The 14,226-nt window shown below is 38.0% G+C and carries 13 protein-coding genes; all 13 read right to left on the reverse strand.

Annotation, left to right across the window (positions count from 1 at the left end; genetic code table 11):
• Position 1: 1 nt before the first annotated feature.
• Complete coding sequence (gene fliH, locus ACB089_RS19190) at positions 2–790, reverse strand: flagellar assembly protein FliH (protein ID WP_374963508.1); 789 nt, start codon at positions 788–790, stop codon at positions 2–4.
• Entirely contained in the window at positions 783–1,796 is a 1,014-nt protein-coding gene (fliG, locus tag ACB089_RS19195) for a flagellar motor switch protein FliG (protein WP_374963509.1), read from the reverse strand. The genes fliH and fliG overlap by 8 nt, the downstream gene beginning before the upstream one ends.
• Before the next feature lie 15 nt (positions 1,797–1,811).
• Positions 1,812–3,404, reverse strand: a complete 1,593-nt coding sequence (fliF, locus tag ACB089_RS19200; protein ID WP_374963510.1) for a flagellar basal-body MS-ring/collar protein FliF — start codon at positions 3,402–3,404, stop codon at positions 1,812–1,814.
• A 139-nt stretch (positions 3,405–3,543) separates the two neighbouring features.
• Positions 3,544–3,849, reverse strand: a complete 306-nt coding sequence (fliE, locus tag ACB089_RS19205) for a flagellar hook-basal body complex protein FliE (RefSeq protein ID WP_068983157.1) — start codon at positions 3,847–3,849, stop codon at positions 3,544–3,546.
• A 23-nt stretch (positions 3,850–3,872) separates the two neighbouring features.
• Positions 3,873–4,334 (reverse strand): flagellar basal body rod protein FlgC, encoded by a 462-nt coding sequence (flgC, locus tag ACB089_RS19210; RefSeq protein WP_374963511.1) that lies wholly within the window; start codon positions 4,332–4,334, stop codon positions 3,873–3,875.
• A 3-nt stretch (positions 4,335–4,337) separates the two neighbouring features.
• The gene (flgB, locus tag ACB089_RS19215; protein WP_068983159.1) at positions 4,338–4,730 is read right to left on the reverse strand and encodes a flagellar basal body rod protein FlgB; all 393 of its coding nucleotides are present in this window, start codon (positions 4,728–4,730) and stop codon (positions 4,338–4,340) included.
• Positions 4,731–5,731: 1,001 nt separating this feature from the next.
• Entirely contained in the window at positions 5,732–6,511 is a 780-nt protein-coding gene (gene codY / locus ACB089_RS19220; protein ID WP_068983160.1) for a GTP-sensing pleiotropic transcriptional regulator CodY, read from the reverse strand.
• 87 nt (positions 6,512–6,598) lie between these two features.
• Positions 6,599–7,999: an ATP-dependent protease ATPase subunit HslU gene (hslU, locus tag ACB089_RS19225; RefSeq protein ID WP_374963512.1), complete on the reverse strand. Its 1,401-nt coding sequence runs from the start codon at positions 7,997–7,999 to the stop codon at positions 6,599–6,601.
• Positions 7,999–8,544, reverse strand: a complete 546-nt coding sequence (gene hslV, locus ACB089_RS19230) for an ATP-dependent protease subunit HslV (RefSeq protein ID WP_374963513.1) — start codon at positions 8,542–8,544, stop codon at positions 7,999–8,001. Before hslV ends, hslU begins: the two co-directional genes overlap by 1 nt.
• Before the next feature lie 21 nt (positions 8,545–8,565).
• On the reverse strand, positions 8,566–9,465 hold the full coding sequence (gene xerC, locus ACB089_RS19235; RefSeq protein ID WP_368635466.1) for a tyrosine recombinase XerC: 900 nt from the start codon (positions 9,463–9,465) through the stop codon (positions 8,566–8,568).
• A 290-nt stretch (positions 9,466–9,755) separates the two neighbouring features.
• Positions 9,756–11,069: an FADH(2)-oxidizing methylenetetrahydrofolate--tRNA-(uracil(54)-C(5))-methyltransferase TrmFO gene (gene trmFO / locus ACB089_RS19240; protein ID WP_374963514.1), complete on the reverse strand. Its 1,314-nt coding sequence runs from the start codon at positions 11,067–11,069 to the stop codon at positions 9,756–9,758.
• An 18-nt stretch (positions 11,070–11,087) separates the two neighbouring features.
• Positions 11,088–13,166 carry a type I DNA topoisomerase gene (topA, locus tag ACB089_RS19245; protein ID WP_374963515.1) on the reverse strand — a complete coding sequence of 693 codons (2,079 nt, stop codon included), beginning with the start codon at positions 13,164–13,166 and terminating at the stop codon, positions 11,088–11,090.
• A gap of 92 nt (positions 13,167–13,258) precedes the next feature.
• Positions 13,259–14,155 (reverse strand): DNA-processing protein DprA, encoded by an 897-nt coding sequence (gene dprA / locus ACB089_RS19250; protein WP_374963516.1) that lies wholly within the window; start codon positions 14,153–14,155, stop codon positions 13,259–13,261.
• Positions 14,156–14,226 lie beyond the last annotated feature (71 nt).

Genomic DNA, 14,226 nt, shown 5'->3' on the forward strand with positions numbered 1-14,226 from the left:
ATCATTCCTTACTTTCTAATATTTCATGTAGCTTCAATCTTAGTTCATTTAATTGCTCATCAATACTTACAACAATACGCCCATGATTTGTTTCGATATAACAATCTGTTGCGTTTTCTAAATCCTCATTTGCAAAAATCATAAATGGTACGTCTGTTGGGAACATTTCAGCTAGTTCATCTCGATTTGAAGTAATTAATGCATAATAGGTAGGTGAAACATAAATTTTTATTTCTTTCATTTCTCTAGCTTCTTTAAGCCCTCTACGAACGATAGAAACAAATAATTCATTGTCTCGCTCTAAAGATGCATCAATAATTCGCGCTGCTGCAGTTAAACCTAGCTCTAAAATAATCGCTTCCTGATCTTCAATATATTTTCGTGCATTTTCCTTCGCATGAAGGATTACTTCATTGGCTGTTTGGAGAGAATGTGCCATCGCTTCATTCGCTTTATTTGTCCCATCCTCATAGCCTTGACCAAATCCTTCATCATAAGCTTCTTGCACTCGATCAGGTCGTTCTTCTTCCCAACCTTGCTTTAAATGATCAATTTCCTGAAAGAACATTTGCTTCTCTTGTTCAAAAGCCTCACGCTCAGCCTGTAAAATAGCTCTAGCCTCTGCAAATAAACGTTCACGCTCTTCAAGCACTTCTTCCATAGTAATTTGTTTTTGAGGTGAAATTTCACCATCTTCTACCTCTTGCATCTCAAACATGTCACGAATTTGAATCTTTTTGACATGATCGCCATTGGACTGTGTGTATACAGAACGGATGATTCTAGACAATGACGTCATCTCCTCCACCGCGTGCAATAATAATCTCACCAGCATCCTCTAAGCGACGAATAACCGCAACAATTCGAGATTGCGCTTCCTCTACGTCACGCAGACGCACAGGTCCCATAATTTCCATTTCTTCCTTAAATGTCTCAGCCATACGTTGTGACATATTGCGGAAAATAATATCTTTTACTTCTTCGCTTGAAACTTTCATTGAAAGCAGCAAATCTTCATTTTCACAATCACGAATAACACGTTGAATCGAGCGGTTGTCGAGCGTAACAATATCCTCGAATACAAACATACGTTTTTTGATTTCTTCTGCAAGCTCTGGATCTTGAATTTCGAGTGCATCGAGAATCGTTTTTTCCGTTTGTCGGTCTACACCATTTAACACTTCAACAACTGCATCAACGCCACCTGTTTCTGTGTAATCCTGTGTAACTGTCGATGATAATTTACGCTCTAAAACAGATTCAATTTCACTAATAACTTCTGGTGAAGTTGATTCCATTACAGCTATACGTTTAGCAATATCAGCCTGAACTTCCTGCGGTAATGACGATAAAATAACACCCGCTTGCCCCGCTTCTAAATAAGATAGAATAAGGGCAATTGTTTGTGGATGTTCATTTTGAATAAAGTTGAAAATTTGTGCTGGATCAGCTTTACGCGCAAAGTCAAATGGACGCACTTGTAAAGATGATGTTAGACGATTAATAATTGTTTGCGCCTGTTCTACCCCAAGTGCTTTTTCCAATACTGTCTTCGCGTAACCAATACCACCCTGTGTAATATAATCTTGTGCAAGTGCAATATTGTGGAATTCTTCAATAATTTCCTCTTTAACATTTGCTTCTACTTTTTTAACGCTTGAAATCTCTAATGTTAAACGTTCAATTTCTTCCTCTGTTAAATGTTTATAAACAGCAGCTGAAACCTCAGGCCCTAATGAAATTAACAAGAGAGCGGCCTTTTGTTTTCCGGTTAAATCCTTTTCTTTCTTGGACACAGCCGAACCTCCTAGTTAGTCTTCCGCAATCCAACTACGCAGTAACTTCGCAAAATCGTCTGGCTTTTCTTTTGCCATTTTTTCAAGCTGCTTACGACGCATTGTAGCTTCCGTTTCAATTTCTTCATTAATATCTTCAATCATTAGTTCTTCTTGTTCTTCTAGGATGCTAAACTCTTCTTCTTCCTTCGCACGTTTACGTGAACGGATAATGAAGAATGCAAGCAATAATATTACAGCTAGTAATATTCCGCCGATTACCCAAACCCACCATGGGATAATAGATTTTTCGCTAACTGCATCTGTTGCTTTACCATTTAAAGGTTGTACTGAAACAGCTACTTTTTCATCAATTTGCTCTTGAGTAAGCTCTGCTGCTACATCTTTAGAAATCGTCGTACGAACAATAGTACTTAAAATTTTCTCGATATCCTCTTGAACCCCATCTGGTAATGACGCTGCTTCAGTTGCTGTCGGAGGTTCAACAATTACTTGGATACCAATATCTTGGATTTTATATGGTGCCTCTTGGATTTCTTTGCGTATACGGTTTACGTCATTATTAATTGTTTCTTCAGAACGCTCGTAATCCCCATTACCCGTTGCACCTTCGTTATAAGTTGTAAAGTTATCTGTCGTCGTTTCAGCTTCAGGTGTTCCAGTAGCAGCAGCTCCTGTACCAGAATATTGCTCTGTTATACGTTGGGCACTAATAGCAATCCCTTCCATATTCTCTTCATCAACTGGCGAAACTAGGTTTTCTTCACGATTTTCTTTTTTGAAATCGATGTCTGTTGTCACAGAAACTATTACTTTGTCTTGTCCCATAAGCGTACCTAACATAGTTTGCACTTGACGTTGTAGATCACGCTCAACCATTTTCTTCGCCTGTAACTGACCTTCAGCTGTCGTTGTTGAAGTTCCATCAGCCGTAGTAGCATTCAAATCAAAGTACTCAGAAAATTGGTTAGATATAACGATATTTTCTGTTTTTAAATTTGGTACACTTTTTGCTACTAAGTTGTACATAGTAGCAATTTGTTGCTCCGTAAATTTATAGCCAGGGTCTGTATTCAATACAATAGATGCTGTCGCTTCCTCTTTTGTATCATTCAAGAAAACGCCTTCTTCAGGAACATTTATCATTACCTTTGCATCTTTTACACCTTCTAGATTTTTAATGAGTTTGGCAATTTCTGTTTCAGTTGCTGCCTTTTTTAATAAGTTAAACTCATTATCCGTCATACCAAATCCAGAGCTGTTCGCAAATGAGTAATCAATCGTTCCTGTTTGCGGATATCCTTCCGAAGCTAATTGCACTAACAATGCATCAACTTGTTCCTGAGGCACTAAAATTGCTGTCCCCCCGGGTGCAATTTCATATTTTACACCTTGGGAGTCCAACGCTTCCTTTACTTGACCGATTTCTCTAGTCGATAAATCTTTATAAAGTGGTACATATGTAGTTTTTGTAGCAAAAAGTGTAATAACGGCAGCCAGCACTAAAATACCTACTACTGAACTAATCATTACAATTTTTTGTTTTTTACTACGACTTGTCCAAAATTGGCTGGTGTCGTTTTTTATTTTCGTCAATCGTTCATTCATTATGAATCCTCCGGTTATAGTGAATAACCTATCCATCTAATAATTTGCGAAAACAGTGATATCCCGCCACATTCATTTAGTCAAAATTGCGGGATAAAATCTTTACTTCAATAGTGAGTGAATCACTTGTTTAATAAAGTTAGACACTCATTCGCATTATTTCTTGGTAAGCTTCAATCACCTTATTGCGAACTTCCATTGTTGCATTTAATGTAATACTCGCTTTTTGTGATGCAATCATCACTTCGTGCAACTCTACATCTTCACCAGCAATTAGCTTTTGAGTAAGATTATCAGAAGTAATTTGTTGGTCATTAACTTTCGCTATCGCTTCTTTTAACGAGTTCGCAAAGCTTTGTTGTGCTTCATAAGGTGTCGTGTTAAGTTTATTTGTTTCTTTTACAACCTGTGTAGGTGTCATTAGTGAAACGGACGAAATTGCCATTATGTATCTTCCTTTCTTCTTATTTATTTACCAATCTCTAAAGCCTTTGTCAGCATAGACTTATTTGCATTCAATACAGTTACGTTTGCCTCGTAGGAACGAGTGGCTGACATTAAATCTACCATTTCTTTTAATGGATCTACATTTGGCATATTTACATAGCCATCTGCGTTAGCATCTGGATGAGTTGGATCATACACAAGTTTGAAAGGTGTTTCTCTATCTTCTTTTATTTGTGTAACTTTTACGCCGTTGCCAACGCCGCTTTTCGCATTTTTCCCAAGTGCGGCATTATAGAACTTTGAAAACTGTCCTTCTTGAGCTGTCAATGTCACAGACTTCCGGCGGTATGGTTCCCACTCCCCATTCACTTGTCTAGCACGCGTTGAATCCATGTTTGACATATTAGAAGAAATGACATCCATTCGTAAACGCTGCGCTGTTAAAGCTGAGGCAGTGGTATTCATTCCATGAAAAATAGACATTTATTACTTACCTCCTTTAATAACAGTGTTTAATGTATTTAACTTACCGTTCATACGGTCAATTAATGCATTGTAATAGATTTGATTTTCTGCCATTTTCACCTGTTCTGCATCCATATCTACAGCATTACCATTATTTCGATAACGCAAGCCGTCTACATTATTTACACCAGGTGTAGATTGTCGAATCGTAAAATCATAATGTCTATTATCAGTACGATATGCCGAAATTGATATTTGTTGTTCTTTCTCCAACATATCCTTAAAACTTACATTTTTCGCCTTATAATTTGGTGTATCGACATTCGCAATATTATTGGCGATTGTTTTATGATTCAAAGTTGCATAGGAAAGTCCGTTTTCCAGGCTACTAATAGTTCCTCCAAATAAATTCAAAACCATTCACCTCATTTATTTCTTTTTATGTATTTCTTATTTTATCCAATAATACAATTGTAATTAAGATGATACGTTGTGTCTATTGTCTTTTGTCACTTTTCGATAGTCTATACGACCCATTTTTTACCTCACCTAACCAGGACAATAATGCCGGAACCCTTGATCCGCCTGCTTTCGCGAGGATTCTACAAACTCTAGTAATTTTACACTATTTCGACAGTGTTTAAGGGCATAGTATCAGATTATTCCCTTTTTTTCACTTTATCGCATTCGACACGATGTCTAATTTAAGGTTCATTTTTACTACTTCTGAGTATTATACTGAATATTCTGTTAACTATCGAAAGAATTTTCTACCATTCCAGGCAGGTAACAAAAGGGGTATTCGCAACTTTCGTTTTTTATGCTAATAGTAGTGGGATTTTGGTGAAAATATTTAGGGAGAAAGCAACGGAGTTATTCAAGTTATAGAACTCAGGATTATTTAAGTTAATTTACGCTTCATCTTTTAGCACTACTTTACCCATAATAACAGGCAGTAATTTAGCTGTACCGAAAGCGAATCGTCAGATATATGACCCCACCACAAAATTCGACACAAAAGACTATGAAAACTAATAATCAGTCGGGATAAAGACCAACTCACTGATTAAAGCTTCACTATAGTGTTTTGTTTACTATGATGTAATTTACACCAATCATCCATAAAGGTATCAGCTCTCTTTTAACTAACCGAGTAGGACACTAGCCATTAATTGACTAGTCGACCTCTCACACCCGTACATACAATCCCGTATTCGGCGGTTTAGCTTCTTAAGTGTCCATTCCTTCTCAACGGAATGCACATCCTTGTCTTTCGCTAACAGTTCCTACTATCAAGCCTGCAGTGGACCGTCACCATCAAGTTATTGCGCATGCCGAGCACATAAAAAAAGCATCTGGAACAAAATTGCTCCAGATGCCTTGTAAAGTTCCCATGATCTAAAGGGAACTTATCATTATTTCATTTTAATTTCCGCTAATGCATTTAAGAATTTATCGTTTAGTACTTTAATGTAAGTACCTTTCATACCTAGAGAGCGCGATTCAATAACACCTGCAGATTCTAGTTTACGTAATGCATTTACGATTACTGAACGTGTAATACCTACTCGGTCTGCAATTTTTGAAGCAACAAGTAAACCTTCATGCCCATCAAGTTCTTCAAAAATATGTTCAATAGCTTCTAACTCACTGTATGAAAGAGAATTTATCGCCATTTGTACAACCGCTTTACTACGTGCTTCCTCTTCGATTTCCTCTGATTTCTCACGTAAAATTTCCATACCAACTACAGTTGCACCATATTCAGCTAAAATTAAATCATCATCCTCGAATTGTGCAGCTAAACGAGCAAGAATTAATGTACCAAGACGCTCACCACCACCAACAATCGGTACGATCGTTGTTAACGCATTTTGGAATAACTCTTTGTTTTCAACTGGGAAAGCAGTGTGTTCGTCATGAATATCTAGATTTGAAGATGTCTCAGAAATTGTAAACAAGCTATGTGTGTATTCTTCTGGGAATTGTCGCTCTTCGAACATCTTTTTCATACGTTCGTTTTCAATTTGTTGATGAATTGAAATACCTAAAAGTTTCCCTTTACGGCTTACAATATATACATTACTGTCTATAATGTCTCCTAATGTATCTGCCATTTCTTTAAAGTTTACTGGCTTACCAGCAGATGCTTGGAGCATTGAGTTAATTTTACGTGTTTTTTCTAATAAATTCATTATATGTTCCTCCTATAAATAATCCGAAGAGTATTTACTTAATATTCTAAAGGTTTTTACAACCGAATGATACTATTTTGACTTATTTTACAATATAAACTGTGACAAATCTTTGTTTTTTACTATACCCGCAAGTTTTTGATCGACATATGCAGCTGTGATTGGAATATTTGCAGGTGCAATTTCAGATGCTTCAAATGACAATTCTTCTAACAAGCGTTCTAAAATTGTGTGCAAACGTCGAGCCCCTATATTATCAGTCTCCTGATTAACTTCGGTAGCAATTTCAGCAATTCGTTCAATCGCATCTTCCGTAAAGTTTATTTCTACACCCTCTGTTTCTAACAATGCCTTGTATTGCAGAATAAGTGATTGATCTGGTTCTTGCAAAATACGCACAAAATCTTGTTTCGATAATTTTTCAAGCTCTACGCGAATCGGGAATCGACCTTGCAACTCAGGAATTAAATCTGACGGCTTTGACATATGAAATGCTCCTGCAGCAACGAAAAGCATAAAGTCAGTCTTTACAGCACCGTACTTCGTCGTTACAGTAGAACCTTCAACGATTGGTAGAATATCACGTTGTACACCCTCACGTGATACATTTGCAGAAGAGTTACCTTCTTTACTAGCAATTTTATCAATTTCATCAATAAAAATAATTCCTGACTGTTCAGCTCTTGAAACGGCTTCTTGTGCAACTTCGTCTGCATCTATCAGCTTATTTGCTTCCTCGATTGTTAAAATACGACGCGCGTCTTTCACTTGTACACGGCGTTTCTTCTGCTTTTTAGGCATTAAACTAGATAGCATATCTTGCATGCCATTGTTTGCAGACATATCCATGCCCGTTCCTTGTAAGGCATCAAAAATAGAAGGAGTTTGTTCCGTCACTTCAACGGTAACCCATTCATTTTCTAATTTACCGTTCCGTAAATCAATAGTGATTTGCGCACGTTTAGAACGCACCTCGGTCTCTTCAGATGAAGTATCGTCATTTGTTTGCTGATCTTTACCACCAAACAACATTTCAAACGGATTTTGCATGGATTGTTTTTTTCGTAAAGAAGGAACCAATAGCTTAACAATTGCTTCGTTGGCTAATTCTTCTGCTTGTTCCTTCACAGACTCCATCATTTCTTCTTTTACAAGACGATGTGAAGCTTCTACTACATCACGTACCATCGATTCTACATCGCGTCCAACATACCCTACTTCTGTAAACTTCGTTGCTTCGACCTTTACAAATGGCGCATTCGTTAACTTCGCAATTCTTCTAGCAATTTCTGTTTTTCCGACACCTGTAGGTCCAATCATTAAAATATTTTTCGGAATTACTTCAGCCTTCATATCATCACTTAGCAGCGAGCGACGATAACGATTACGTAATGCAATAGCTACTGCTCGCTTTGCCTCATTTTGCCCAACGATATAACGATCCAAATGCTCAGTAATTTGTCTTGGCGTTAAATTATTTAGTTTCATTAGTTAAGCGCCTCCACGATAATATTATGATTCGTAAATACACAAACCTCAGCAGCAGTTTCTAATGCCGCCTCCGCGATTTCGCGAGCAGACATTGTATCACCCGCATATTTTTTTAAAGCACGACCTGCTGATAATGCATAGTTACCCCCAGAACCTATTGCCAAAATACCGTCATCTGGTTCAATTACTTCTCCCGTACCTGAAACAAGAAGAAGTGTAGTTTTATCCATTACAAGTAGCATAGCCTCTAATTGACGTAGCATTTTATCACCGCGCCACTGCTTGGCAACTTCTACTGCTGCACGTTGTAAGTTGCCATTGTATTCATTTAGCTTTCCTTCAAACATCTCAAAAAGCGTAAAAGCATCAGCAACCGATCCTGCAAATCCAGCAAGCACCTGCCCATTAAACAGACGTCTGACCTTCCTTGCTGTACCTTTCATCACAACCGAATTCCCTAGGGTTACTTGACCATCACCAGCCATAGCGCAACTTCCATTATGATGAACTGCAAATATCGTTGTCGCATGAATTTGTCCCATTTGCCTTCCTCCTTAGCTCTATTATGCCCTTGGATGAGCATTCATATATGTTTGACGAAGATGCTCTTTTGTTACATGTGTGTAAACTTGCGTAGAAGATAAATGAGCGTGGCCTAATAATTCCTGTACCGTTCGTAAATCTGCGCCATTATTCAATAAATGTGTGGCAAAAGTATGACGAAGCATATGTGGATATATTTTCGTATGAAGCGAGGCCTTGTCAATCATTTCTGTTAAAATATGACGTACACCTCGTGGAGTAAGTTCCCCACCACGCATGTTGACAAACAATTGCTGATGACTTGTTTTCTTCATCAATCGTGGACGAGCTTGCTCTATGTAATCCTGCATGGCTAAACTCGCAAATTGACCGAATGGAATAATACGTTCTTTTCGCCCTTTCCCCATTACCCTAATAATCGAATAATGGAAATCCACATCTGCTACTTGTATGGAAGTGAGCTCACTTACACGAATACCTGTCGCATATAACAGCTCTAATATAGCTGTATTTCTTAATGATTTCAAATCATCGCCAGCATTCGCATCAAATAGTTGCTTCAATTCTTCTTCGTAGAAAAAACTAGGTAAACGTGATTCTTTTTTTGGATGATATAGTGATCTAAACGCTCCATCATCTAATCCGTATTGTCTATTTAGAAAACGAAAAAAGGAGCGTATTGAGGAAATTTTTCTTGAAACAGATGATCTTGCTCTTTTTTCATCGTACAACTTTGTTACATAGAGACGTGCATGTATATACTCAACACTAGCTAAATCATTTACGTCCTCAGCCTGTAAAAACGCTAAAAAATCTAGTAGATCTGATTCATATTCTCGTACTGTATGAACAGAGAAGTTCTTTTCAACTTGGATATAAAGCATGAACTGTTCAAGTGCATCTTGGGACGAAACTAACATGAAAGATTCACCACCAACGAATTATTGATAACCGTCTCAAATTACTAACACTTGCATGAAAGGATGTACTAATTTGTTTATCCTTCTTATTGCGTCCGGAATTGCACTGACTAAAGTGAAGATAAACATACATACTGACACTATACCTATCTTCATCATATAGCAAGTGAAAAAGGTTATATTTTGAGAAAATCTCCATACAAAATAATAAAATACGTGTAAATCAGCATTTTGTCTACAAAAAAGAAAAAGCCTCTAAGAGTATATCAACTTTTAGAGGCTTTTTGCAATTAAATTGTTTGTGAATTCACAAAATTTTGAATTGTACTTATTGCTCGTGTAGCATGCATCTCTGCACGCTCTGGTTTTGAACGACGACCCGGTGGTAGTTCAGGGAAAATCCCGAAGTTGACGTTCATTGGCTGGAAGTTTTTCGATTGCGCTTCTGTTATATAACGCGCCATACTCCCTAACGCCGTTTCGAATGGGAAGATAATCGGTTCTTGACCTAATACTAATCGAGCTGCATTAATACCAGCAATTAATCCACTACCAGCAGATTCAACATATCCTTCGACTCCTGTCATTTGACCCGCAAAGAAAATATTTTTTTGCTCGCGAAGCTGATAAGTTTTCTCTAGAACTTTTGGTGAATTAATGAACGTATTTCTATGCATAACTCCATAACGGACGATTTCAACGTTCTCTAAACCTGGAATTAGTTGTAATACTTCTTTCTGCGGGCCCCATTTTAGATGTGTTTGGAAGCCAACAATATTGTAAAGAGTACCTGCTGCATCATCTTGACGCAATTGGACAACAGCATAAGGGCGTTTTCCTGTTTTTGGATCTTCTAGACCTACTGGCTTCATCGGTCCAAATAACATTGTTTTCTCCCCACGTGTAGCCATTACTTCGATAGGCATACAACCTTCAAAGTAAATTTCCTTTTCAAATTCTTTTAACGGCACAACTTCTGCTTCGATTAACGCTTGACGGAAACGATCAAATTCTTCCTTTGTCATAGGACAGTTTAAATACGCCGCTTCCCCTTTATCATAACGAGATTTTAAATAAACCTTATCCATATCAATGCTATCTTTTTCAATTATTGGTGCTGCTGCATCATAGAAATACAGATAGTCTAAACCTGTTAAGCCTTGAATTTTTTCAGCTAAAGCTTTCGATGTCAGTGGTCCTGTGGCAATAACAGTAACGCCTTCTGGAATTTCAGTGACTTCTTCATGAATGACTTCAACAAGAGGGTGATTTTTCACTGCCTCTGTCACATATCCTGCAAATTCATGACGATCTACTGCTAAAGCACCGCCTGCTGGTACTGAACACGCATCTGCTGCCTTCAAAATCACAGATTCTAAAACGCGCATTTCTTCTTTAATCACACCCACGGCATTTGTTAATCCATTAGCACGTAGTGAGTTCGAACAAACAAGCTCCGCAAATTTATCAGTATGGTGAGCCGGCGTTTGCTTTACTGGGCGCATTTCATAAAGTTTAACTTTCACACCACGTTTGGCAATTTGCCAAGCCGCTTCACTGCCTGCAAGACCCGCGCCTATTACATTTACTACTTGTTCAGTCATGTTCTTACCATCTTTCTATCATTGAGTAGGTGCTTCTTCATAGTCACATTTCGTACACTGAATTTGCACACCTTTTTTTATTTTTTTCTCTACTAATAATGCACTACATTTCGGACATGGTCTACTAATCGGCTTGTCCCACGAGACAAATTCACACTCAGGGTACTGATTACAACCATAGAATAAACGCTTTGTTTTACTTTTGCGTTCTACGATCTCGCCTGTTTCGCAGGAAGGACATTTTACGCCAATCGGCTTCATAATCGCCTTCGTGTTACGACAATCTGGGAAGTTTGAGCAAGCCATAAATTTCCCATATCGTCCAAGTTTATAAACCATTGGAGAACCACATAGCTCACAATCTTCGCCAGCTGGTTCATCTTTAATGACAACCTTTTCCATAGCCTCATCCGCATGTTTTACATGGACCTCAAAATCCTTATAAAACTCATCTACAACCTCTACCCATTGTCGACTACCTTCTTCAATATCATCTAAATCTTGTTCCATTTTTACTGTGAATTCGATATTTATGATATCAGGGAAAAACTCTAGTACGAGTTGGTGTACGATTTCACCCAGCTCTGTCGGCATAAATCGTTTGGCATCTAACACGACATAGCCTCTGCGCTGAATTGTGTCGAGGGTCGGTGCATACGTGGACGGGCGCCCTATACCTAGCTCTTCCATTGTTTTTACAAGACGCGCCTCGGAATAACGTGGTGGTGGCTGTGTAAAATGCTGCTTAGGCTCGATTTCAAGGGATTTTACCTGATCACCAACCGCCATCTCTGGTAGAAGCTTAGTTGTTTCTTCTGTCTGATCATCGGTACCCTCAATATATAGCTTCATAAAGCCTGCAAATTTAACTTGCGAGCCGTTTGCACGGAATAAAACATCACCATTTTGAAGGTCTACAGCAACTGTATCGAGTACAGCTGGTGCCATCTGACTTGCGATAAAGCGCTCCCATATTAAACGATACAAACGCAATTGATCACGACTAAGCACCGCTTTTAACTCTTCTGGAGTTCGCATCGTGCTAGTTGGACGAATAGCCTCATGGGCATCCTGTGCATTTGATGCTTTTTTCGTCTGCTTCGTCTCTGTAGAAATGTATTCTTTGCCGTATTTGGATTCAATATATGCAATTGCCTCTGTTTTCGCTGTTTCCGAAATACGTGTTGAGTCAGTACGCATATAAGTGATTAAACCGACTGTACCCTCTTTTTTACCAATATCAATACCTTCATATAATTGCTGAGCAAGCATCATCGTTTTCTTAGCACGGAAATTTAACTTACGTGCTGCCTCTTGCTGTAAAGAAGAAGTTGTAAAAGCAGGTGCTGCATTTCGTTTACGTTCTTTTTTAGATACATTTACAACATCAAAGTTTGTACCTTTAACATTTTTTAAAATAGATTTTACTTGTTCTTCATTTGTTAATTTAATTCTGTCTTTACCATTGCCATAGTAAAGAGCATCGAACGCTTTTTTGCCTTTTTCAAAAGAGCCTTCAATTGTCCAATATTCTTCAGGTTGGAAGTTTTTTATTTCATTTTCACGATCAATAATCATGCGCAGTGCTACAGATTGTACCCGTCCTGCTGATAATCCTTTTTTAACTTTTTTCCACAAAATCGGGCTAATGTTATAACCAACAAGTCTGTCCAGTATACGTCTTGTTTGCTGTGCATCTACTAAATCCATGTTGATAGCCCGTGGATTTTTAAAAGATTCTACTATCGCATCTTTTGTAATTTCGTTAAAAACAACTCGACAATCTGAATGAATATCAATATTTAACGCAGTCGCAAGGTGCCAAGCAATCGCTTCTCCCTCGCGGTCTGGATCGGCCGCTAGAAACACTTTCTTCACTTTTTTAGCCGCAGACTTTAATTCCTGTAAAACAGGCCCTTTTCCACGAATAGTAATATACTTAGGTTCATAATTATTTTCTGAATCAACGCCCATTTGGCTACGTGGTAGGTCACGAACATGCCCGACTGACGCTTTCACTTTGTATTTCTTACCTAAATAACGTTCAATTGTTTTTGCCTTTGCTGGTGATTCTACAATCACTAAATAATCCGCCATCTATGTCTCCCCCTTAGCGAGGTCTATTGCTTATTTTTTTAAGTTACCTGTTGCAAAATGTATAACAGATTTTAAGATAATGCAACTTTTTTTCAATTTTTGTTAGAAAAGAGCGCAAGTGTTTCAACGATTTCTTGACCACTACACACTGGTATAGCCCCTTCTAATAGTAATTTATTTGTGCCTTTTGATTGCTCAGCATTAATTGGTCCTGGTACAACAAATACATCCTTACCTTGCTCTAATGCGTGTTCTGTTGTAATAAGCGTACCACTTCTTAATGCAGCTTCTGTGACAACTAAAGCTTTGGACAATCCACTAATTATTCGGTTACGCATTGGAAAATGCCATTTCTCAGGCTTCATATATGGGGGGTACTCTGTGACAAGCAACTGATGCTCCGCCATATGCTCAGCGAGTGACTGGTTTTCCTTAGGGTATATATAATTAAAACCGTGACCAAGTACTGCAATTGTGGAACCACCAACTTTTATAGTTGTTTCATGAGCTATCGTATCCGCTCCTCTTGCAAGCCCACTGACAACAGTATATCCGTGTTCAATAAGAGGTGGAACAATTAAGTCCATTGCAGTTTTTGTATAAACTGTAGCCTTTCTAGAGCCTATAATGGCTACTTGTTTTTCTTTCGTTAGTAGAGAATACTGACCTTTCACATACAATACAGTAGGTGGACTGGATATTTCAAATAATTGCGCCGGGTAAAAAGGATGATAAAAAGGGATGGGGGAAATATCGGCCCGTTCATAGGCATCTTCAAACGACAATGTCATAATTTGTCTAAAATTCTCAGAAATTTGCAAAGCTCTTTGCAATGATAGTTGCAGTGCTTTTGCAATCTCGTAGGGGGGCGCTTCTTCAAAATAACTTAATATATCCACCGGGGACAGTAATTGCTGAAGTTTTTGAAGTGGTAATGGGTATACATAATGTAAAGCTAGTAATCTCTGTGTATCGACTGAAAAAATCATTTAAAAACCTCCTTTTAATAGAAGAAAATTAAATGACCGCATTATAAATTTACATCACAACATCAAATCTT

Origin of the sequence: Lysinibacillus sp. RS10, assembly GCF_041956855.1 — a bacterium.
Lineage (GTDB): Bacteria > Bacillota > Bacilli > Bacillales_A > Planococcaceae > Lysinibacillus > Lysinibacillus xylanilyticus_A.